Origin of the sequence: Paramesorhizobium endophyticum (assembly GCF_014640615.1) — a bacterium.
Taxonomy (GTDB): domain Bacteria; phylum Pseudomonadota; class Alphaproteobacteria; order Rhizobiales; family Rhizobiaceae; genus Paramesorhizobium; species Paramesorhizobium endophyticum.
The window spans coordinates 125,246-147,853 of sequence record NZ_BMHH01000007.1 but is presented as its reverse complement, the minus strand read 5'-3'; the positions used below and the strand labels follow the sequence as shown (position 1 = coordinate 147,853).

Here is a 22,608-nt window from a genome sequence, read left to right as displayed (position 1 = left end):
GGGTGAGGGGCAGCGGGGCAGTTGCAAAACTTTTATGACAACCCCGCTTGCAGAGCAGCCATTATGGTCATACTGTCCTGCGCGACGGCATTGGCCGTTTTTCTTTTGCGCATGGTTATGCTCAAAGTGAGCATAAATAGCGGGAGGGTATGAGATGACGGCGAATGCGGCAGCAATAAGCACGGCGAAGGCGACCGCGGCGGAGCGGTTCGGGATAAAGAAAACGCCCGTGCTGGAATTCACGCCCGAGGTGGCGCGGGAGACCGAGCATCTTTATGCACGCGTGGCGCACCACATCCCACGTATCGAATGGCCAGTCCATGCGCCCTATATCGCTGCGATCAACCGGCTGAAGAAGGAGCGCGGGGCGGTCATCCTCGCCCACAATTACCAGACGCCGGAAATCTTCCACTGTGTGGCCGATATTGTCGGCGACTCGCTCCAGCTTGCCCGCGAGGCGACAAGGGTGGATGCGGAAATCATCGTTCAGTGCGGCGTGCATTTCATGGCCGAAACGTCGAAGCTGCTTAACCCGGAAAAGACGGTGCTGATGCCGGACATGGCCGCCGGTTGTTCGCTGGCCGAATCGATCACAGGAGCGGATGTGCGCCTGCTGCGCGAGACCTATCCCGGCGTGCCCATCGTTACCTATGTCAACACCTCCGCCGAGGTGAAGGCCGAGAGCGACATCTGCTGCACGTCAGCCAATGCGGTGGAAGTCGTGGAGAGCTTCGGCACCGACCGTGTCCTCTGCATCCCCGACGAGTTCCTGGCGCAGAATGTCGCCGCGCAGACCAGGGTCAAGGTGCTCACCTGGAAGGGCCATTGCGAGGTGCATGAGCGCTTCACGCCCGAGGAACTGCTCGCCTACAAGGAGACCGACCCTTCCATCCAGATCATCGCCCACCCGGAATGCCCGCCGGAAGTGGTGGCGGTCTCGGACTTCGCCGGTTCGACCAGCGGCATGATCGATTATGTGCGCAGGAACCGCCCCGCCAAGGTGCTGCTTGTCACCGAATGCTCCATGGCGTCGAACATCGAGGCGGACTTGCCCGGTGTCGAATTCGTCAAGCCCTGCAACCTCTGCCCCCACATGAAGCGCATCACCCTGCCGAAGATCCTGGACAGCCTCGTCTTCATGCGTGAGGAAATCCATGTTGTTCCAGAAGTAGCCGAGCGCGCCCGCCGGGCGGTGGAGCGCATGGTGAATTTGCGGAATTGAGGGGAAATATTGTGGCTTCAGCACCCAGCGTAGCGCACCCCCCTCTTTCCTGCCGGACATCTCCCCCACAAGGGGGGAGATCGGCCTTCATCGATGACGATTCTCTATTCTGCGACGTTGACGATTGGCGAAAGCGGCCCTCACAGCCAATCTCCCTTCTTGTGGGGGAGATGTCCGGCAGGACAGAGGGGGGTGCTCGTAAAGCGCAACGCATCGATCTCGCGCGAGCCCCTCATGCCCGTCACTAACGACATCATCATCGTCGGCGGTGGCCTCGCCGGGCTCTTCTGCGCTCTCAAGCTCGCGCCGCGTCCTGTCACCGTTCTCGCCGCCGCGCCCATCGGCCATGGCGCGTCATCGGCATGGGCGCAGGCGGGCATCGCGGCTGCGGTCGCGGACGGCGACACCATCGAGCAGCATCTGGCCGACACGCTCGCCGCGGGTGACGGCATCGTGGACGAGACCATCGCCCGGGGCATGGTCAGCGAGGCGGCCGCGCGCGTCCACGACCTTCTCTCCTACGGCGTTCCCTTCGACCGGGATCTTCAAGGGCGCTTGCAGGTCTCCCGCGAGGCGGCGCATTCGCAAAGCCGGGTGGTCCGGGTGCGCGGCGACATGGCGGGCCGCGCCATCATGCAGGCGCTTGTGGAGGCGGTGCGCCGCACGTCCTCCATTCAGGTGCTAGAAAATTATATAGCAGAAGAAATCCTCATGGAAGAAGGTCGGGTGACCGGCATTCTCGCCCGTCGTGAAGACGAGCGCCTCCATCTCCCCGCCGGCGCCGTGGTGCTGGCCTCCGGCGGCATCGGCCACCTTTATGCGGTGACCACCAATCCGCCCGAAGCATTAGGCATGGGCGTCGGCATGGCCGCGCGGGCCGGGGCAATCGTGGCAGACATGGAGTTCGTGCAGTTCCACCCCACTGCGCTCGACGTCGGCAGGGACCCCGCGCCGCTGGCGACCGAAGCGCTGCGCGGCCATGGCGCGACGCTCGTCAACGACCGGGGCGAGCGCTTCATGCAGGCGCTCCATCCGGAAGCGGAAATGGCCCCGCGCGACGTGGTGGCGCGCGGCATCTTTGCGGAAGTAATGGCGGGGAGGGGCGCATGGCTCGATTGCACAAAGGCAGTGGGCGCCAGCTTCCCGGAGGAATTTCCCACCGTTTACGGCTACGCCCAAGAAGCCGGTATCGACCCGGTGACGCAGCCGATCCCGGTCGTCCCGGCGGCGCATTATTTCATGGGCGGGGTGCTGACGGATGCCCAGGGCCGCACCTCGCTTGACGGGCTATGGGCATGCGGCGAGGTCGCATCGACGGGGGTGCATGGGGCCAACAGGCTGGCGTCGAACTCGCTGCTGGAGGCGGTGGTGTTCGCCGCGCGGGTGGCGGGGGATGTTGAGGCGTGTTTTTCGGTCAAAACACTGCGCGAGACTCACCCCCCTCTGTCCTGCCGGACATCTCCCCCACAAGGGGGGAGATCGGCCTTCATCTATGACGGTTCTCCCTTCGGCAACGTTGACGATTGGCGAAATCGGACCTCCCAGCCAATCTCCCCCCTTGTGGGGGAGATGCCCGGCAGGGCAGAGGGGGGTGAGACACGCTCCCGCCAAAAGGACACCCCCTCCAGCCAGGCGCTCAGCGATGATGTCGCCATCGCCCTCCTGCGCAAAACCATGAGCACGAATTTCGGCGTCATCCGCGACCGCGCTGGCATGGAAGAGGGCCTGCGCACCATCCTCGCCCTCGAACGCACCAACCGCACCCCTGCCTTCGCCAACGCGCTCACCACGGCCAAACTCGTCGCAGTCAGCGCCTTGAAACGCCAGGAGAGCCGGGGCGCGCATTTCCGCACCGATTTCCCCGACGCACAACCCGAATGGCGGCATCGCTCGCGCCTCACCCTTGCGGAAGCCGAAGGCTTTATCCAGAACCACAGGGAATTTGCCTGATGACCCCCAGACCCAATCCGCCCGTCCTGCCGCGATTGCTCATAGAAGACGCGGTGCGCGCAGCACTGGCCGAGGATTTGGGCCGCGCGGGCGACATCACCACGCAAGCCACCATCGCGGAAGATGCGCAGGCGGAGGCGACGCTCACCACGCGCGAGGCGGGCACCATTGCCGGCCTGCCGCTGGCCGAGGCCGCCTTCACCTTGCTTGACCCCGCCATCTCCTTCGTCGCGCTTGTCAAGGACGGCGACAAAGTAACGCCCGGCCAGCCGCTCGCCCATGTCACCGGCCACGCCCGCGCCATTCTTTCCGCCGAGCGGGTGGCGCTGAATTTCCTGATGTATCTGAGCGGCATCGCCACCTACACCGCGAAATTCGCCGATCTCATCGCCCATACGAACGCCAAAGTCTGCGACACGCGCAAGACCGTACCCGGCATGCGCGCCTTCGCCAAATATGCGGTGCGTTGCGGCGGCGGTGCGAACCATCGCTTCGGCCTCGACGACGCCATCCTCATCAAGGACAACCACATCGCCGTCGCGGGCGGCGTCGCAAAAGCCATCGAAGCGGCGCGGGCCTATGCCGGGCATCTGGTGAAAATCGAAATCGAGGTGGACACGCTGGAGCAGCTTGAGCAGGCGCTCGCGGCACAGGCCGATGTGATCCTTCTTGACAACATGGGCCCTCCGGTCCTTGAAAAAGCCGTAAAAATGACAGCAAATCGCGCCAAACTGGAAGCTTCCGGCAACGTTTCCTTCGATAAAATCCGGGTTATAGCGGAAACGGGCGTCGATTATATCTCGACCTCGAAGATCACCATGGCCGCGCCGACGCTGGATGTGGGGCTGGATATAGGGATCAACCCATGAAGGTCATCTCCACCATCGCGGACCTCCGCGCCACCTTAAAAGCGGAACGCCGTTCCGATAAGACCATCGGCCTCGTGCCGACCATGGGCTATCTCCATATCGGCCATCTGACGCTGGCGCGGGAGGCTCGCAAGAGCTGCAACGTGGCAGTGGTGTCGATCTTCGTCAACCCGACGCAGTTCGGCCCGAATGAGGATCTCGCCACCTATCCCCGCGACCTGAGGCGCGATCTTGAACTGCTGGAGGCGGAGGGCGTCGATTACGTCTTCACCCCTGAGATAGCGGAGATTTACCGCCCCGGCGCGCAAACCATCGTCGAGGTGACGGCGCTTTCTCGCGTCCTGATGGGGAAGCTTCGCCCCGGCCATTTCCGTGGTGTCACGACCGTCGTCACCAAGCTCTTCAACATCGCCCAGCCGGACCGAGCCTTTTTCGGCGAAAAGGATTACCAGCAACTCGCCATCATCCGCCGCATGGTGACCGATCTGGACGTGCCGGTGGAAATCGTAGGCGTGCCGACCGTGCGCGAAGAGGACGGCCTCGCCTGCTCCTCGCGCAACGCCCTGCTGACGCCCGAGGATCGCAAGGCCGCCGTGGTGCTGTCGAAGGCGCTGAACGCCGCGCAAACGCTGGCCGCGCAAGGCGAGCGCTCCGTGACAGCCATCCGCAAGGCGATAATAGACGTGCTTGAAGCCGAGCCGCGCGGGTCCATCGAGGCGGTGGACATCCGCGACGCCGCGGATTTGTCGAAAGTCACCGGCAAATTCGACAAGCCCGTTGTGGTGCTTTTAACCGTCCGCTTCGGTAAGGTGCGGCTGATCGATCAAAGAGTGATAGATAACTAACGCCAGCGTTTCAGACTGCAATTGCGGAGAATTCCCATGAGCCGAGAAATCACCACCCGCCGCATCACTGCCCCGGAAATCCGCGCGATGAAAGGCGGCAGGCCCATCGTGTCGCTGACGGCGTATCATGCGCATACGGCGGCGATTGTCGATCAATATGCGGATTTCATGTTGGTGGGCGATAGCCTTGGCATGGTCATGCACGGCATGGACTCGACCATCGGCGTCACGCTTGACATGATGGTCGTGCATGGCCGCGCGGTGGTCCGTGGCTCGAACAAGGCGCTCGTTGTAGTGGATATGCCCTTCGGCACCTATGAGGAAAGCCCGTCGGAAGCCTTCCGCAACGCCGCGCGGATCATGAAGGAAACCGCCTGCGGCGCGGTGAAGCTGGAAGGCGGTGTGCGCATGGCCGAGACAATCCGCTTCCTCACCGAGCGCGGTATCCCTGTCATGGCCCATATCGGCCTGACGCCGCAATCGGTCAACACCCTCGGCGGCTTCAAGACACAAGGTCGCGACCCCGCCCATTGGCCGCTGATCAAGGCGGACGCGCAAGCGGTCGCAGAGGCAGGGGCGTTCGCGGTGGTGCTGGAAGGCATTGTCGAGCCGCTCGCCGCCGAAATCACCCGCGAAACCGCCATCCCCACCATCGGCATCGGCGCTTCGAGGGACTGCGACGGGCAGATCCTGGTTCTGGAAGACATGCTCGGCCTCAACCCCCGCCCGCCGAAATTCGTCAAGCAATACGGCGCGGTAGGCGCAGCCATCGAGGCAGCGGTCAAGGCCTATGCGGAGGATGTGAAGGCGCGGGCGTTTCCGGGGGAAGAACAGGTTTATAAGATGAAGAAATAGCGGGGCTCGCGCCCTCCTTCCCCCTTGCGGGGAAGGTGCCCGCGTCAGCGGGCGGATGGGGGTGGTGACGTTTGCTCTTCTGCTGGCGACCTTGCGCAACGTCACCACCCCCACCCGACCCTACGGGCCACCCTCCCCGCAAGGGGGAGGGAGGGCGCTCGGCCTTCCGAATCCACTTCACGTTCGAGATCAAGGCCCTCAACGTACAGGCTCTCCATGAACTGGACGAATGGTAGGCCATGCTTTTCCGGCGCAACGTGCTCAATGGGGGCAGGAGACTTAAGCGGCGCGCTATCGGCGCTTTGATCGTTTGGACTTGTCGGCTTTTTGCTCAAGATACGTCCCCTGCGCTTTCGTAGCATCGGATAGGACACGACCAACATCAGCCCATGCCTTCGCAACGCTTCCATTGAACTGAGCCGGGTGGCGTATTTCTATGGGCGAGAAGAACAAGAAGGGAGCGGAAAACCCGCGCATGAACCCATTTTTGAAGGCATCTGCTTTCATTGGTTACAACCGCTTCGAACGCTCATGGCCATATCATGGCCCCTAAGGCAACAATATCAACGAAGCGCGGGGAAGTCGAGGCTATTAGAGCACTTCACGGTTTGATGGAAAAGGTGCCATGGCGATCCCTTCACCCCCGCCCTTCGAGGCTCGCTTCGCTAGCACCTCAGGATGAGGGTGAAGGGGCGTCAGCGTCTCAGGATGAAGTGAGGACGGCGCGCTCCAGTAGCCCTCATGGTGAGGTGCGAATGGACCCTGAGGGGCGACCCTGAGCTTGTCGAAGGGGCCCGAAGGGGGAATGAGCCTCGAACCACGAGGGCGCTTGGCGCTGATTCCCCCAAAATAAGAACCGCTATAGTCAAAACAAAAACCCCGCGGATGTTCCCATCCGCGGGGCTTCTTCTCTTAGTGCGCCTTCTGCGTCACCGGCGCATGCCCTCCGGCTTCCGGCGGGATTGGGATCGTCCCGTCGCCGGTGTGCTTCAGCGGCTTGTTTCCGCTGAGGGCTCGCAGGAGCACATAGAACACCGGCGTCAGGAAGATGCCGAAGGCGGTGACGCCGATCATGCCGGCGAAGACGGCGATGCCCATGGCCTGGCGCATTTCCGCACCCGCACCTGTCGAGAGCACCAGCGGCACCACGCCCATGATGAACGCCATCGACGTCATCAGGATCGGGCGCAGACGCATCCGGCTCGCTTCCACCGCGGCATCCTTCGGCGACATCCCCGCGAACTCGAGTTCTCGAGCGAACTCGACGATCAGGATGGCGTTCTTCGCCGATAGGCCCACCAGCACGATCAACCCGATCTGGGTGAAGATGTTGTTGTCGCCATGGCTGAGCCATACCCCGGTCATCGCCGCCAGAAGCCCCATCGGCACGATCATGATGATGGCGAAGGGCAGGGCGAGACTTTCATATTGCGCCGCCAGCACCAGGAACACGAGCAGGATGGCAAGCGGGAAGATGATGAGGTTCGAGTTGCCGGCAAGGATCTGCTGATAGGTCAGGTCCGTCCACTCGAAGCTGATGCCGGGAGGCAGCGTCTCCTGTGCAATCCTCTCGATCGCGTCCTGCGCCTGTCCGGACGAATAGCCCGGCGCGGGGCCGCCATTGATATCGGCGGAGAGGAAGCCGTTATAGCGGATCGTGCGCTCGGACCCGGCGCTCTGCTCGACATTGAGCAGCACCGCGAGCGGGATCATCTCGCCCGAAGCCGAGCGTACCTTCAGCTTGCCGATATCCTCGGCCCGGGCGCGATAGGGCGCGTCGGCCTGCATCCGGACGGAATAGGTTCGGCCGAACTGGTTGAAGTCGTTCACATAGAGCGAGCCCAGATAGATCTGCAGCGTTTCAAACACATCCGTCACTGCCACGCCGAGCTGATGCGCCTTGGCGCGGTCGATATCGGCATAGAGCTGCGGCACGTTGATCTGGTAGCTGGAGAACAGCCCGGCCAGTTCCGGCGTCTGATAGGCCTTGCCGAGGAACGCCTTGGTTGCCTGATCAAGCGCTTCATAGCCAAGGCCGTTGCGGTCCTCGATCTGCAGCTTGAAGCCGCCGATCGTGCCAAGTCCCATCACCGGCGGCGGCGGGAACATGGCGATGAACGCATCCTGGATGCCCGCGAACTGCTGGTTCAGCTGCATGGCGATGGCGTTGCCCGAAAGCGCCGGGCCTTCACGCTCCTCGAAAGGTTTCAGCATCACGAACACGATGCCCGCATTCGCTGAATTGGTGAAGCCATTGATCGACAGGCCCGGGAAGCCAAGGGTCGTCTCGACGCCCGGCTGCTTGGCGGCAATGTCGCTCATTTTCCGGATGACGGCATCGGTACGGTCCAGCGTCGCCCCATCAGGCAATTGCGCGAAGCCGACGAGATACTGCTTGTCCTGCCCCGGCACGAAACCGCCCGGCACCTTGTTGAACATCACGAAGGTAAGACCGACCAGCACGAGGTAAAGCCCCATGATGATGGTCTTGCGCGAGAGGATGCCCCGCACACCACGGCTATAGCCGTTGGAGCCGGCGCCGAAGGCGCGGTTGAAGCCGCGGAAGAACCAGCCGAACACTCCGTCCATGAGACGGGTGAGCCAATCCTTCGGCGCGTCATGGCCGCGCAGCAGCAAGGCCGCCAGCGCCGGGGAAAGCGTCAGCGAGTTGAAGGCCGAGATGACCGTCGAGATCGCGATGGTGAGTGCGAACTGGCGGTAGAATTGGCCGGTAAGGCCCGAGGTAAAGGCGAGCGGCACGAACACCGCCACCAGCACCAGCGCAATCGCGATGATCGGGCCGGAAACCTCACGCATGGCGCGATAGGTCGCTTCGCGCGGGGACAGGCCTTCCTCGATATTGCGCTCGACATTTTCCACCACCACGATGGCGTCGTCGACAACGATGCCGATGGCGAGCACGAGGCCGAACAGGCTGAGCGCGTTGATGGAGAAGCCGAAGACATACATCACCGCGAATGTGCCGACGATCGACACCGGCACGGCGACGAGCGGGATGATCGAGGCGCGCCATGTCTGGAGGAACACGATGACGACCAGCACCACCAGCGCGACGGCTTCGAGCAGCGTATGCACCACCGCGTCGATGGAGGCGCGGACGAACTGCGTCGTGTCATACGCAATCTCGTATTTCACGCCTTCCGGCATGGTCTTCTGCACTTCCTCCATCACCTTGCGGATATCGTCCGATATCTGGATCGCGTTGGAGTTCGGCGCCTGGAAGATACCCATGCCCACCGCTGCCTTGTTGTCGAGCAGCGAGCGCAGCGAATATTCGGACGCGCCGAGCTCGATGCGCGCGACATCCTTCAGACGCGTGATCTCGCCATTCGCCCCGGTCTTGATGATGATATCGCCGAAATCCTCGACGGTCTTGAGACGCCCTTGCGCGTTGACGGAGAGCTGAAGATCGAGGCCCGGAAGGCCCGGCGAAGCGCCGATGGCGCCTGCCGCCGCCTGGACATTCTGTTCGCGCACCGCCTGGACGACATCGCTGGCCGAAAGGCCACGCTCTGCCACCTTTTGCGGGTCGAGCCAGATGCGCATGGAATAGTCGCCGCCGCCGAATATCTGCACCTGCCCGACACCGTTGATGCGGGCCAGGCGGTCCTTGACATTCAAGACCGCGTAATTGCGCAGGTAAGTGATGTCATAGCGGTCATTAGGCGAAAGCAGATGCACCACCATGGTCAGGTTCGGCGAGCTTTTCACCGTGGTGACGCCGAGGCTGCGCACTTCCGCCGGAAGCCGTGGCTCAGCCTGGCTGACGCGGTTCTGCACCAGCTGCTGTGCCTTGTCCGGGTCGGTGCCGAGCTTGAAGGTCACCGTCAGCGTCATCACGCCATCCGCCGTGCCCTGGCTCTCCATATAGAGCATGTCCTCGACGCCGTTGATGGCTTCCTCGATGGGCGTCGCCACCGTCTCGGCGATGACGCGCGGACTGGCACCCGGATATTGCGCGCGCACCACCACGGATGGCGGCACCACTTCCGGGTATTCGGAGATCGGCAGTGCGCGCAGGCCCAAAAGCCCCGCCACCACGATCAGGACCGACAGCACGCCCGCAAAGACGGGACGGTCCACAAAGAATTTGGAAAAGTTCATGTCACGTCCCTCTGGGAGTGTGATTTCTGAGAGAAAGAGAGAGCGACGGCGGAAGGGTTGTTTCCGCCGTTGCCATGTTTGTTAGGAATTCTGACGAGGTATCGCTTGGCGGAGCCGTCGCTCACCCCCCTCTGTCCTGCCGGACATCTCCCCCACAAGGGGGGAGATTGGCTGACACGGGCTTTGGCCCCCATCCTGCAACGGTCCGCGATTGGCGGGAGCGTCTATGAAGGATGATCTCCCCCCTTGTGGGGGAGATGCCCGGCAGGGCAGAGGGGGGTGAGCGCCAGACGCCCAACTGAGTCCTTTACCTCTGCGCCGTCGCCAGCGGCTGCTCGCTGGTCGTCATCGCCACCATCTGCGGCTCGATCAGCGCGCCGGGGCGCACCCGCTGCAGGCCGTTGACGACGACGCGCTCGCCCGGCTCGAGGCCGCTCTGGACAATCCGCAGGCCTTCGGCCGCCTCGCCCAGTTTCACCTCGCGATAGGCAATCTTGTTGTCGGCGCCGACGACGAGGACGAATTTCTTGTCCTGGTCGGTGCCGATCGCCCGTTCGCTGATGAGCAACTGGCGCTCCGGCTTCGGCTCGCCCATTTCGATGCGGGCGAACTGGCCGGGGATCAGCCTGCCGTCCTTGTTGTCGAGCACCGCGCGGACGCGCACCGTGCCGCTGGCCGTGTCCACCTCATTGTTGATGAGCTGCAAGTGACCCTCGATCGGCTTTCCGGTCTGACCGGATGTGGCGATCCGCACCGGAATCCGCTCGACCGCCGGCGCACCGCTTTCGCTGGCTGGAAGTTCGGCAAGCGCCTTCGCCACGAACTCCTCGCTGACATCGAAGCTGGCATAGATGGGGTCGGCGGAGACCAGCGTGGTCAGCACCGGCGAGGCGGAGCCCGCCGCCACCAGATTGCCGGGCGTGATCTCGAACCTGCCGGCGCGGCCCGAGATGGGAGCGCGGATTTCCGTGTAGCCGAGGTCGAGCTTCGCCGCCTGCAGCGCGGCTTCCGCGGACCGCAGCGAGGCTTCCGCCTCATGCGCCGTGGTCATGCGCTGGTCGAGGTCGCTTTGCGAGACGGTGCGCGAGGCGACGAGCTTGCGCCCGCGTTCCAGTTCGAGCCGCGCGAGTTCCACCCGCGCCTTGGCCGCTTCCACCTGGGCTTGGGCCTGCGCCACCGCCGCCTGGAAGGGCGCGGGGTCGATGCTGACGAGCAAGTCGCCTTGCTTCACCAGCGCGCCCTCGCGGAAATGCACCGCCTGGATTGCTCCGGCGACGCGCGAGCGAAGCTGCACGCGGTCGACCGCTTCGAGCCGGCCGGAGAATTCCCGCCAGAGGGTGACGTCGCGCGCCTCGACGGCGGCGACGGAGACGGGAATGGCGGGGGCGGCTTCCGGCGCCGCCTCGCTGGTTTCGGCCTGCGCGCCGCCGCCGGGGAGGTTGGTGTAGAGCGCCACGCCGGAAACGGACGCGAGAAGGATCAGGCCGGCGCTCCAGAGGAGCCGGCTGGGGGCAGTCTTAGTCATGTGTGATCTCCGTGATCGGCGCTACGGCCGGTACAGGTTGAGAATGGTTATTGAGGGAGGGCTCCCGTCTCCTGGAAAAACGCCTTGAAATAGTCGCAGATCGTCTCCCCCCATGGCGGACGGACGCTCGGGCACTCGCAATAAGCGATGGGCCATCCCGTCTTTCCGGCCAGAACATGTTCCTGAACCATAACGCCCGCCTCCCGCAGGCGCCGTGCATAGTTCAGGCTTTCGTCGCGCATCGGGTCGTCCTCCGCCGTCACCACCAGCGCAGGCGCGACCCCGCCGAGCCGCATGGAAAGCCCGGGCGCCGCATAGGGATGGCAGGCGCCGAAGCCCAGATAGTGCTTCCAGCCGTCCAGCCATTTGCAGTCCGTCGCGCCGCCCTGCATCTTGCGGAACGAACCCGTCGCCACGCTCGGGTCGAGCATCGGCGAAAGCAGGATCTGTCCCTGCAGGCTGCCGAACGCCACGTCCCGCGCCTTCAGCGCCAGCCCGGCGGCGAGATTGCCGCCCGCTTCCTCGCCCGCGACGTAGAGCGCGGATTTCTTGCTCGCAAGCGCCCCGCGATCCTTGCAGAGGCACCCCAGCATCTCATAGGTGAACTTGAGCGCCGCCGGAAAAGGCTCCTTGGCCGCATCGCAATAATCCGGCGACACCACCACCGCGCCCGCATCGGCGAGCAGCGTCGAAACCAGGTGCCCGCATTTCGCCGAGCCCTCCAGGAACGCGCCGCTATGCAGATGCAGCACCAGCGGCGGCGCCTTCGCTCCCGAGTCCCCGCGATAAACGCGCACCCTCAGCGGGCCCGCATTGCTGTTAAGTGTCTCCTCGGTCCAGACCGCTCCCATGATTCCTAAACTCCGCCTCCGCGCGCCATTCATCTGTTGGGTTGCAAAGGCTTTGGTTTATCCTATTGCACAGCCTTCCTGACAGCCTTTTGTCAGTAGGATTGCTGCAAAGCACAATGTGGCCCTAAGATGGTATTGTTTTGCGCGGTAAAAAATCCCAACTACGCCACAACACTGTTTCTGTGGGTGAACAATAAGCAGGGTTTCCGAAAGGTGGATGCCGGTTTTCGGATGAAAATCCTGCTGAATCGACAAATGGGGGTGAAGGGATGGACCAGCTAGCAGCCATGCGCGCCTTTATCCGGGTGGTGGAGGCGGGCAATTTCTCGCGCGCGTCGGAATCGCTGGGCATGCCGAAGGCGACCGTGACCAAGCTCATCCAGAGTCTGGAATCGCACTTACGCACCAAGCTTTTGAACCGCACGACCCGCCGCGTGCTGGTGACGCATGACGGCGCGCTCTATTATGACCGCGCGCTCAGGCTCCTTGCCGATCTGGAAGAACTCGATTCGAGTATCGCCGACGCGCAGGGCACCCCGCAAGGGCGGGTGCGTGTCGAGATGTCGGGCGCGCTGGCGAACCTCATCGTGATCCCCAACCTCTGGGATTTCAAGGCGCGCCACCCCGGCATCCGCCTTGATCTCGGCGTCTCCGACCGTCCGGTGGATATCCTGGCGGAAAATGTTGATTGCGCCATTCGCATTGGCGAGATCACCGACCAGTCGCTGATTGCCCGGCGCATCGCGCAGATGCACTTCATCACCTGCGTCGCGCCGTCCTATCTCAAGAAATTCAGCAATCCGCAGCACCCGCGCGAGATCGAGCCGGATCATTACGTCGTCGGCTATTTCCGCGCCCAGACCGGCCAGCAACTTCCCCTCGAATTCACGCGCGAGGGCGAAGAGAACATGGAGGTCTTTGGCCGCTACCTCGTCGCCACCAACGAGGCGATCACCTACCTCGCCGCCGCCGAGGCCGGCATGGGCATCGTCCAGATCCCCCGCCTGATGGCCGAGACACCCTTCCGCAATGGCACATTGCAACCGATCCTGTCCGAATGGAGCCGCGAACCCGTGCCCATCTTCGTCGTCTTCCCGCCCAACCGGCATTTGAGCAGCAAGGTGCGCGCGTTCGTGGATTGGGCGGCGGATTTGTTCGGGAAGGCGGGGTTATGAAGTATCGCATGGAAGTAGCCATTATTTTGATGGAAGCGCCCAGCGCCCGCGCCCTTCGAGGCTTCGCTTCGCTACGCACCTCAGGATGAGGGCTACTGCGGCGTCGCAACCCTTCACCCTCATGGTGAGGTGCGATTGGAGCGCAGCGGAATGAGCCTCGAACCACGAGGGTGAAGGGCGCACAGTTGGTTCCGTGGGAGAGATTTCCACAACGTCTTTCAACCTACGCTCACCTCACCCTCAACCCCGGCGCAGGCCTCTCCTCCAGCACCTCGTGGCGAAAGCGGTAGAGGGCGGCGGGGCGGCCGCGGGTTTGGGTGATCGTTGTGCCGGTGGGCTCCACCAGATTGGTGCTTTCGACCAGCCGGCGGAAATTCTGCTTGTGGAGATGGCGGCCCGATATCGCCTCGACCATTTCCTGCAGCGCCGTCAGCGTGAAGTCCGGCGGCATCAGCTCGAAGACCACCGGGCGGTATTTCAGCTTGCCGCGCAGGCGGGCGATGGCGGTTGCGAGGATACGCCGGTGGTCGAAAGTCATGGCGCGTCCGAGCGAGACAGGCGGCGGGTTGGGCGCATTGCCATCGTTGAAGGCTTCTCCGACCAGCCCCGCCTCGTAGAGAAGCTCATAGCGTTCGAGCACACGCTCCTCGTCCCACGGCACGCCGTCGAGGCCGAACGCCAGCCGCAGCCGGGTGGGGCGGGGCAGCAGCCGCGCCGCGCGGGGTTCCTGCTTTTCGTTCGCCCAGCGCTGGAGGGCGGGCAGGATGGTATCGTCGATGAGCGCGGGCTTGCCGCCGCGCCAGTCCTCCCACGGCAGGAAGGCATACCATTCCCGCCAGCGTCCCGTTTCGGCGGTCGTGCTCCCACCGCCGTTCACCGCCGAACGAGTCAGCGCCAGATAGCCCACCGAGACGACATGCGGGCCATCCTCAGTCGCGGTTTTATGGCGGCCCCGGTCGCCGAACGTATAAAGCTGCTCCACATAGCCGAGCCGCAGCCGCGTCTGCTCGCTCACCCAGCCGCGCAGGCCCGTTTCGAGCGTGCGATGGGCGAGGGGATCGAACGGGCCGAAGGGGAGTTCGTCCAACGCATGATCCGGCGAAGTTGCGGACTTTTCGGACGCGCTGGTCGTCGGCGTACAGAGAATGAGCGGCCCGTTGTCCTCCACCGCGACGATGGCGGCGGAAAGGCCGATCTCGACGGCGGTGGTTGGCTGGCGCATCAGAGTGGCTCCGGTTCTGATGAAGCGGCGCGTCGCCCACCCCCCTCTGCCCTTGCGGGCGACAGGTTCGCGCCCTCCTTCCCCCTTGCGGGGAAGGTGTCTGCGGAGCAGACGGATGGGGGTGGTGACGCTTGCGCTTTTGCTGGAGACAATGACGCAAACGTCACCACCCCCACCCGACCCTTCGGGCCACCCTCCCCGCAAGGGGGAGGGAGGGCGCAAGCCGGCCCGGCAGGGCAAAGGAAGGTATCCGGCGCTTCCATCCCCTCACACCCCCAGCGGCAGCACGAACGGCACGCCTTCGAACGCCTCCGCGCCACGCCCGATTGCCGTTACCGCATCCACCATCCGCCCGCCGCGTCCAAGCAGATCGTCCGCCAGCCGCACCAGGCGGATGTTCGGCGTGGCTGATGGCGCGCGCTGGCGCAGGAGCGTGGCGAGCTTCACCGCACCCGTCTCCGGATTGAGCGCGCTCGCCACGATATAGGCCGCGGCCGTGGAGCGCGAAATCCCGGCGAAGCAATGGATGAGTAGTGGCGCCCGCCGGTCCCAGCCATGGGCGAAGCCGATGAGCTTTTCCACATGCTCCGCCGCCGGGGCGGTCATGCCGGGCAGTTCCTCGACGATATCGTTGAAGCCGAGCACGAGGTGCCGCTCCGCCGCGATGCAGTCCGGCCGCTCGACAGGCGTACCGGTATTGAGCAAGGTCACCATGTCGCGCGGGCCATGCGCAAGCACTGTTTCGGCAAGGCGAGAGAGCGGTGAGACGACGATGTCAGGCATCAGCGGTCCTCGTTCTTCCGCGCCGCTTCGAGCGCATGGAAGCGCGCGAGAAAATCCTCCTGCACGTTTTGCGTCGCCCGCGGCGTCAAGTCCAGCCCTTGCGGGTCGATCCCGCGCGGACGTCCGAAATATTTGACCGCCTCCGCCTCCGAGAAGCCCGCCAGCCGCGTCGCCTCGAAGAAGGCGGCGATAGTGTCGGCCCGCTTGATCAGCGTCTTGAGCGGGCCGGGCGTGGCCGCAGGCAGCGAGAAGCGCAGGTGAATGGCCGTTTGCAGCCGCGTTTCCACCGCCTTGTAATCGCCGCCCACGGCGGTCTTGAACGGCGAGATCATGTCGCCGATGACATATTCCGGTGCGTCATGGAGGAGGGCGGTCATTCGGTCCCGCACCGTGGCTTCAGGCGCGATTCGCGAAAATATCTGCTCGACCAATAGCGAGTGCTGCGCCACCGAGAAGGCATGGTCCCCGGCGGTCTGACCGTTCCAGCGCGCCACGCGGGAAAGGCCGTGCGCGATGTCTGATATCTCCACGTCGAGCGGCGAGGGGTCGAGCAGATCGAGCCTGCGCCCCGACAGCATACGCTGCCACGCCCGCCTTTTTTCGCCTGCGGCCATCAGGCGGTCTCTTGCGTCTCGGGAAAGCCGAACGTCGCTCTGGGTGGAATTGCGAGCGTCACCGTCACCTCGCCGGCGAGAATGGGCGTGCCCGCATCCATCGCCTCCTTCACCCGGTCGATGCGCACGAGCGCCAGCCCTTTGTCGCCTGCGACGCTGCCCAGCGTGCCGATCTCCCGTCCACCCACCGTCAGCGGCGTGCGGGGGGCGGGCAGGGCGGCTTCGCCCGTGGCAACCAGCACCCTGCGGCGCGCCGTGCCGCGATGCTGCATGCGCGATACCACCTCCTGCCCGATGAAGCAGCCCTTGCGGAACGAGACGCCGCCGGTCTGGTCGAGATTGACATCATGCGGGAAGGCATCGCCGAGCGCATAATCATGGCCGGATTCGGCCACGCCGTGGGCGATACGCAAAGCTGTCCATGTCGTGGAATGCCCCTCACCCTTACCCTCTCCCCGCAGGCGGGGAGAGGGGGACATAGACGTTGGTGCCCCTTCATTCTTGCCAGGTGCAGGGGTGGAAGAAAGAGGCGGCAACGTCGATGCCCCCCTCTCCCCGTCCTGACGGGGAGAGGGTAAGGGTGAGGGGCTCTCGTAATGCCGCACCACCTCCAATTCATCCGGAAATCGCCGGTCATATATGATTGAATCATTATATGAGGCAGCGGAATCGTTCTTCCAGGAAGTGCTAATATACGCTTCATTTTGCAGGGAAATTTCCGCCTTGGACCTGAGCCTGTAAAGCGTCAGCCGCTTGGCGAAATCCGCCGCCTGGGAGGCGGGCAGGTCGAAGCGCAATCCACCCTCGATGCGCGAGACGAGGAAATCGAACAGAATCTTGCCCTGGGGCGTCAGCAGCGCGCCCGGTTTCAATTCGCGCTCGTTCAGCTCGCTCAAATCGGTGGTGATGATGGCCTGCAGGAATTTCTCCGCCTCCTCGCCGGTGACGAGGACGAGCGCGCGGTCGCTCAAACGGATAGGTTCGATCATGCCTTTTACCCCTTTTGTTCCCGTGATAGGTAAGCCGGAACGTGAAAGCCGGCAAGACGGAGAGACTAAGATGGCAGAGACTTTCGACACGATCCTGAAGGGCGGCACGCTGGTCAATCAGGATGGGAAAGGCTTGCGGGATGTCGGCATCCGCAATGGCCGCATCGCCGCCATCGGCAATCTCTCCGGCCATGACGCCGGGGAAATCATCGACTGCACCGGCCTTCATATCCTGCCCGGCGTAGTGGATAGCCAGGTGCATTTCCGCGAGCCGGGGCTGGAGCATAAGGAAGATCTGGAGACCGGATCCCGCGCCGCCGTGCTGGGCGGCGTCACCGCCGTTTTCGAAATGCCCAACACCAAGCCGCTCACCACCTCCGCCGAGACGCTGGCTGACAAGATAAAGCGCGGTCGCCACCGCATGCACTGCGACTTCGCCTTCTGGGTCGGCGGCACGCGCAACAATGCGGGCGAGGTGGCCGATTTGGAGCGTCTACCGGGCGCGGCGGGCATCAAGGTGTTCATGGGCTCCTCCACCGGCGACCTGCTGGTGGAAGACGATGAAGGCGTGCGCTCTATCCTGCGCAACACTCGCCGCCGTGCTGCTTTCCATTCGGAGGACGAGTTCCGCCTGCGCGAGCGGGAGCATCTGCGCGTTCCCGGCGACCCGTCGAGCCACCCCGTCTGGCGCGACGAAATCGCCGCCCTCTCCTGTACCGAGCGCCTCGTGCGCATCGCCCGTGAGACCGGTGCACGCATCCATGTGCTGCATATCTCGACCTCGGAGGAGATCGAGTTCCTCAAGGGCCACAAGGATGTCGCCACCTGCGAGGCGACGCCGCACCATCTGACTCTCGACGCCGAAGACTATAAGACGCTTGGCAATCTGATCCAGATGAACCCGCCTGTCCGCGAAGCCCGCCACCGCGACGGTGTCTGGCATGGCATCGATCAGGGCGTTGTCGATGTGCTGGGCTCCGACCACGCGCCGCACACGCTGGAGGAAAAGCAGAAGCCCTATCCCGCCTCACCGTCAGGTATGACCGGCGTGCAGACGCTAGTGCCGATCATGCTCGATCATGTGAATGCCGGGCGGCTCTCCATCGAACGCTTCGTGGATTTGACCTCCCACGGCCCCAACCGCATCTTCGGCATGGCGCGCAAGGGCCGCGTCGCCGTCGGCTATGACGCGGACCTGACGATCGTCGACCTGAAGCGCCGCGAGACGATCACCCACGCCCAAGCCGGCTCCCGCGCCGGCTGGACGCCCTATCACGGCAAGACCGTCACCGGCTGGCCGGTGGGCACCATCGTGCGCGGGCTGAAGGTCATGTGGGAAGGCGAAATCGTCACGCCCTCGCAAGGCGAGCCGGTGGAATTCGTCGAGGCCCTGCCGCGGGTTTAGATAGCGTGAGTCCCTTCACCCTCGTGGTTCGAGGCTCGCTACGCTCGCACCTCACCATGAGGGTGAAGGGGCGTCGGCGCTTCTGACAGGGTGAAGGGCGGCGGCGCTTCAGTAGCCCTCATGGTGAGGTGCGAATGGAGCGCAGCGGAATTCGCCTCGAACCACGAGGGCGCTTGCCAGAGATTTCAACCATAAACGGGAGACGCGCATGTATATCGTCAGCCTGACCTATGTGAAGCCTTTGACGGAAATCGAGGAATATCTGCGGGTTCACCGCGAATTTCTCGATACCTATTACGCCAGGGAGATATTCTTGGCGTCCGGCCCGAAAAATCCGCGCGACGGGGGTATCATCCTGGCGAGCGGCAAGGTCAGCCGCGCCGAGCTTGAGGAGATCTTGGCGCTGGACCCGTTCCAGCAGCATGGGCTGGCGCGGTATGAGGTCGTGGAGTTCGAGCCGGTGAAGCACCACGGGGCGCTGGGCGGGATTTTGTAGGCGATGTTCGTTTGGCCGAGCCGCCAGGCAACCCCCCTCTGCCCTGCCGGGCATCTCCCCCTCAAGGGGGGAGATTGGCCTGCATCGATGACGGCGCTTCATTCTGCAATGCTGGCGATTGGCGAAAGCAGTACTGACAGCCAATCTCCCCCCTTGAGGGGGAGATGCCCGGCAGGGCAGAGGGGGGTATTAGGCCCGCCAGCATTTCAATCTTAAATCGGGTTACACCATGCGCGCCAACCACCCCATCACCACCATCGGCTTCGATGCCGATGACACGCTCTGGCAGAACGAGCAGTTCTTCCGCCTGACGGAGGAGCGCTTTGCGTCATTGCTCGCGGACTATGCGGAACAAGATCACCTGACCGAGCGCCTCCTCGACGCCGAGCGGCGCAATCTCCAGATTTACGGCTTCGGCATCAAGGGCTTCACGCTGTCCATGATCGAGACGGCGCTGGAGGTGACGGAGGGCAGGGCGCCCGCCCATGTCATCCAGGCGATACTCGATGCCGGGCGCGAGATGCTGGCGCATCCGGTCGAAACCCTGCCTGACGTGCGCGAGACGCTGGAGCGGATATCGGGCGTGGTGGAACTGGTGGAGACGCTGGAATAGGGTTCCTCCCCGCTGTCGCGGGAAGGAAGTTGCTTGGCGTGGATTACCAGGCCTGATCGACCGGCAGCACGAACAGCTCCGCGACATTGACATGCGCGGGCGCTTGCGCGGCGAAAAGGATGGTATCGGCAATATCAGCGCCGCTGAGGAAGCTCAGCTGGTCGCGCAGGCCTTCCATCTGCTCCCGGTAGTTGCCGTCGCTGATATGCTCGAACAGCTCGGTCGAGACCGCGCCCGGCTGAATGCAGGTGACGCGGATATTGTGCTTCTGGCCCACCTCCATGCGCAGGCCGTCGGAGAAGGCCGCGACGGCATGCTTGGTCGCGCAATAAACCGAGAGGCCCTTGAATACCTTGCGTCCGGCAATGGAAGATGTGCTGAAGATATGCCCCGAGTGCTGCTTGATCATCTGCGGCAGGACGGCAGCGGTGGTGTTGAGCAGTCCCGTGAGATTGACGTCGACCATGCGGCGCCACTCGTCGGTCTTCAACTGGTCGATGTCGGATGCGGGCATGAGACCGGCATTGTTGAAGAGGATGTCGATGGAGCCATAGGTCTCGATCAATTTGGCAACGCCGGCTTCGACCGAGGCCGCGTCCGTCACATCCATTTCGATCGGCAGGGCGTCGCCGCCTTTCGCCACGATCTCGTCCTTGAGCGCTTCCAGACGGTCCACGCGCCGCGCGGCTATGCCGACCTTCACGCCTGCTTCGGCGAGCTTGCGCGCCGTGGCCGCGCCAATGCCGCTGGATGCGCCGGTGATGAGGGCAACTTTTCCATTGATGTTTGTCATGATTGTTTCTCCTTATCGATGCTGGGATGCCCTTGAAGCCGGGGCATTCGCAGAGGATTTAAGGAGAAGCGGGGGTTCCGATCTCTCGCGCTTTTGCGGAAGCTGTCGCGATCTTGCTACAATCGTCAATCGCGGCGATAGGTGCTGGGCGAGATGCCGGTTTCCCGCCGGAAGATTTGGGCGAAATGGCTCGGGCTGGAATAGCCGACCGCCATGCCGATCTCGATAATGCTGGCGTCGGTTTCCTGCAGGAGTTGCTGGGCTTTCAGGATGCGCTGCTGAATGAAATATCGCGAGGGCGGGAGGCCGGTCGCCTGCCGGAAAAGCCGTGTGAAGTGGAAGGCGCTCAATCCCACCGCCTGGGCCAATTGCTTGAGATCGAATGGCCGGTCGAGATGCGCTTCCATATGCGCGACCGCCCGCCGAAGCTTCGCGCCCGGCAGGGCATTGCGCGGACGCGTTTTTGCATCGCTCGCCGCATACCGGCGCACAAGATGCGCGGCGAGGCTCTGGGCGAGGCCCTGGACGAAGAGCGGGCTGGCTTCGGCGCCGATCTTCAGCTCTTCATGCAGCAGCGCCAGCATGTGCGACAGCATCTCGTCGCGCTCGCCGGAAACATCCCGCAGCGTGACGGCGCTCGTCTGGCCGGTGATCTCCCGCGCCATTTTTTCGAAGAGCGGGACCGAGAGATAAAGATGCATCACCTTGAATGGCTCGTCTCCCTCGGCCCGCCAGCGCAATTCATAGGGAACCGGCGAGCGGGTCAGGAAGAAATCGCCGACGCTCACCCGGCTGGCGGTCCAGTCGCCGCCCAGGTCGCGCTCTTCGACGGCGGCGCGTCCGGACACGATCCAGACGATAAGCGGCTCGGCCACCGCAGGCACGAGAAATGGCTGCTGCGTGGCGTTATGCGAGAAGATCTGGATGAAGACATCCTGCCAGGCCGGGCCATCGGCGCTCTGGAGCGTCCGGCCAGCGATATAATGGGCAAGCCCCGCCGGAGAGGTCCGGTCCGGGGCGGATGGCAGCCGCCGATTCATGCCGGTGGGACGATCAATCCCCCGCCACGAAGAACTGCCACTTCCCGTCCGGGCTGATGCCGATGCGGTAGAAGACATAGGCGCCGAAGCTCTTCATCTCCTCGAAATCCCCGGCGGTGAGGATCTGGTAGAGCTCCACCATCTGCGGCGGCGCCAGCTTGTCGATGGGGTAGGCGAAGAAATAGGGCCAGACATAGAGTTCGTTCTGGCCGCCTGCATCCAGATGCACATAGCCGGTATCGAGCAGGTCGACGAGGATGGCCAGCACTTCGCGCCCGTCGCTGTCGCCGGAAAGGCTCTTCAGATATTCGATCGGGTCGCCCTCATAGCCGCTGAGCGAGAGGGCGGTTATGTCGTCGCCGGTGCCCAGAAGCGGGCGCAGCGCTTCGATATCGCCCGATTTGGCGGCAGCAAGGATGCGCTCGCGCGTTTCGCGGACCGGCGCGGGCAATTTGCTGTAATCATATTCCACGACCGGCGGCGGGCCGTTTTCCTTCACCTGCGGACGGGCCGGGTCATGCAGATTTTCCCCTGGCTCGGCCTGCTCGGGTTCCGCTTGTGAAGGCTCCGCCTGCGGCGGCTGGGCCTGGTCGCCCGGAGCCGGCTGGACGGGTTCGGGCGTGGGCACCTGCGCTGCTGGATTGGTGTCTTCGGGCGCGGGCTGCTGCGTCGTCTGGGCCTGTGTCTGGATGTCGCTCAAGGCCAGCCGTTCAGGCTCGCCGGGCGCACGTGCATGAGCCTGCGCCGCCGCGCTGACGAGGAGGATGGTGAGGATTGTGCGGAGATTTCTGGGGGGCATGGCAACGAATCTGAAAAGGGAGGCAGATGATGGAAGCCATGGTGGCACAGAAAACGTGCCCACGAAAGGGAGTAGGGGAACAAGGGTGCAAGGGAATAGGGGAATAAGGAAATTAAAGCCGGGAATATGCAGAAACATACTCCCCTATTCCCTTGCTCCCATAAACTACTGCAGCACCCGGTCCGTCACGAACTCACCCGCGATGATCTGCTCGCGCATCTTCTCGATCAGCGCCAGCGCGGACTCGTCGCCCGCATCGCGGATGAGTTCCGTCAGCGCGGTCGCAAAGGCCGCCTCGGCGAGGATTTCGGGCTCGATGCCTTCGGAAATGCCATCGGCCCAGGCTTCGTTCTGATATTCGATCGCGGCAAGCTTTTTCTCGCGTGCGATGAGTTCATCGAGATCGGTTGGAGCTTGTGCCATCTTTTCACCCTGGG

19 protein-coding genes and 1 pseudogene are annotated in these 22,608 nt (G+C 63.6%); 9 read left to right on the top strand and 11 right to left on the bottom strand.

Translation table 11 applies throughout. The annotated features are described in order from the left end of the window. Positions 1–154: 154 nt before the first annotated feature. The 5 genes from nadA (at position 155) to panB (ending at position 5,741) form a co-directional block, all read left to right on the top strand. Complete coding sequence (gene nadA / locus IEX53_RS10800) at positions 155–1,222, top strand: quinolinate synthase NadA (RefSeq protein ID WP_188824173.1); 1,068 nt, start codon at positions 155–157, stop codon at positions 1,220–1,222. Positions 1,223–1,456: 234 nt separating this feature from the next. Next, positions 1,457–3,172 (top strand): L-aspartate oxidase, encoded by a 1,716-nt coding sequence (locus IEX53_RS10795; protein ID WP_236016132.1) that lies wholly within the window; start codon positions 1,457–1,459, stop codon positions 3,170–3,172. Next, positions 3,172–4,041 (top strand): carboxylating nicotinate-nucleotide diphosphorylase, encoded by an 870-nt coding sequence (gene nadC, locus IEX53_RS10780; RefSeq protein ID WP_188824172.1) that lies wholly within the window; start codon positions 3,172–3,174, stop codon positions 4,039–4,041. The genes IEX53_RS10795 and nadC overlap by 1 nt, the downstream gene beginning before the upstream one ends. Beyond that, entirely contained in the window at positions 4,038–4,886 is an 849-nt protein-coding gene (gene panC / locus IEX53_RS10775) for a pantoate--beta-alanine ligase (protein WP_188824171.1), read from the top strand. The genes nadC and panC overlap by 4 nt, the downstream gene beginning before the upstream one ends. A 36-nt stretch (positions 4,887–4,922) precedes the next feature. Beyond that, positions 4,923–5,741, top strand: coding sequence for a 3-methyl-2-oxobutanoate hydroxymethyltransferase (gene panB, locus IEX53_RS10770; protein WP_188824170.1), 819 nt, complete (start codon positions 4,923–4,925; stop codon positions 5,739–5,741). A gap of 912 nt (positions 5,742–6,653) precedes the next feature. Here the strand turns inward: panB and IEX53_RS10765 are convergent. The 3 genes from IEX53_RS10765 to IEX53_RS10755 form a co-directional block, all read right to left on the bottom strand. Beyond that, positions 6,654–9,866, bottom strand: a complete 3,213-nt coding sequence (locus tag IEX53_RS10765) for an efflux RND transporter permease subunit (protein ID WP_188824169.1) — start codon at positions 9,864–9,866, stop codon at positions 6,654–6,656. 307 nt (positions 9,867–10,173) lie between these two features. Beyond that, the gene (locus IEX53_RS10760) at positions 10,174–11,391 is read right to left on the bottom strand and encodes an efflux RND transporter periplasmic adaptor subunit (RefSeq protein WP_188824168.1); all 1,218 of its coding nucleotides are present in this window, start codon (positions 11,389–11,391) and stop codon (positions 10,174–10,176) included. Between the two features lie 47 nt (positions 11,392–11,438). Continuing rightward, a complete protein-coding gene (locus tag IEX53_RS10755) occupies positions 11,439–12,242 on the bottom strand; it encodes an alpha/beta hydrolase fold domain-containing protein (protein WP_188824167.1) in 804 nt (267 codons plus the stop codon). Between the two features lie 269 nt (positions 12,243–12,511). On the opposite strand from IEX53_RS10755, the gene IEX53_RS10750 reads away from it, so the two are divergent. Then, positions 12,512–13,417: a LysR family transcriptional regulator gene (locus tag IEX53_RS10750; protein WP_188824166.1), complete on the top strand. Its 906-nt coding sequence runs from the start codon at positions 12,512–12,514 to the stop codon at positions 13,415–13,417. Positions 13,418–13,646: 229 nt separating this feature from the next. On the opposite strand, the gene IEX53_RS10745 is transcribed toward IEX53_RS10750, so the two are convergent. The 4 genes from IEX53_RS10745 to ygfZ all read right to left on the bottom strand — a co-directional run bounded on the left by IEX53_RS10745 (position 13,647) and on the right by ygfZ (position 17,025). Further along, positions 13,647–14,639: an NUDIX hydrolase gene (locus tag IEX53_RS10745; RefSeq protein WP_188824165.1), complete on the bottom strand. Its 993-nt coding sequence runs from the start codon at positions 14,637–14,639 to the stop codon at positions 13,647–13,649. 267 nt (positions 14,640–14,906) lie between these two features. Further along, on the bottom strand, positions 14,907–15,422 hold the full coding sequence (locus IEX53_RS10740; RefSeq protein ID WP_188824164.1) for a tyrosine phosphatase family protein: 516 nt from the start codon (positions 15,420–15,422) through the stop codon (positions 14,907–14,909). Further along, a complete protein-coding gene (locus IEX53_RS10735; RefSeq protein ID WP_188824163.1) occupies positions 15,422–16,036 on the bottom strand; it encodes an HD domain-containing protein in 615 nt (204 codons plus the stop codon). The genes IEX53_RS10740 and IEX53_RS10735 overlap by 1 nt, the downstream gene beginning before the upstream one ends. Further along, a complete protein-coding gene (ygfZ, locus tag IEX53_RS23885) occupies positions 16,036–17,025 on the bottom strand; it encodes a CAF17-like 4Fe-4S cluster assembly/insertion protein YgfZ (protein ID WP_236016131.1) in 990 nt (329 codons plus the stop codon). The genes IEX53_RS10735 and ygfZ overlap by 1 nt, the downstream gene beginning before the upstream one ends. Positions 17,026–17,095: 70 nt before the next feature. Here ygfZ and IEX53_RS10720 point away from each other — a divergent pair, with 70 nt between their 5' ends. From IEX53_RS10720 to IEX53_RS10710, 3 genes and pseudogenes are all read left to right on the top strand, one after another. Next, positions 17,096–18,430 (top strand): dihydroorotase, encoded by a 1,335-nt coding sequence (locus tag IEX53_RS10720; protein WP_188824162.1) that lies wholly within the window; start codon positions 17,096–17,098, stop codon positions 18,428–18,430. A 208-nt stretch (positions 18,431–18,638) separates the two neighbouring features. Continuing rightward, positions 18,639–18,926, top strand: a complete 288-nt coding sequence (locus IEX53_RS10715; protein ID WP_188824161.1) for a YciI family protein — start codon at positions 18,639–18,641, stop codon at positions 18,924–18,926. Between the two features lie 229 nt (positions 18,927–19,155). Continuing rightward, positions 19,156–19,524 (top strand): annotated as a pseudogene (locus IEX53_RS10710) (HAD family hydrolase); the annotation flags it as partial. A 58-nt stretch (positions 19,525–19,582) separates the two neighbouring features. Here the strand turns inward: IEX53_RS10710 and IEX53_RS10705 are convergent. The 4 genes from IEX53_RS10705 to IEX53_RS10690 all read right to left on the bottom strand — a co-directional run bounded on the left by IEX53_RS10705 (position 19,583) and on the right by IEX53_RS10690 (position 22,594). After that, positions 19,583–20,332, bottom strand: coding sequence for an SDR family oxidoreductase (locus IEX53_RS10705; protein WP_188824160.1), 750 nt, complete (start codon positions 20,330–20,332; stop codon positions 19,583–19,585). A gap of 125 nt (positions 20,333–20,457) precedes the next feature. Further along, entirely contained in the window at positions 20,458–21,372 is a 915-nt protein-coding gene (locus tag IEX53_RS10700) for a helix-turn-helix domain-containing protein (protein WP_236016130.1), read from the bottom strand. A gap of 13 nt (positions 21,373–21,385) precedes the next feature. Beyond that, complete coding sequence (locus IEX53_RS24255; RefSeq protein ID WP_188824158.1) at positions 21,386–22,171, bottom strand: hypothetical protein; 786 nt, start codon at positions 22,169–22,171, stop codon at positions 21,386–21,388. Between the two features lie 165 nt (positions 22,172–22,336). Next, positions 22,337–22,594 (bottom strand): hypothetical protein, encoded by a 258-nt coding sequence (locus IEX53_RS10690; RefSeq protein ID WP_188824157.1) that lies wholly within the window; start codon positions 22,592–22,594, stop codon positions 22,337–22,339. Positions 22,595–22,608 lie beyond the last annotated feature (14 nt).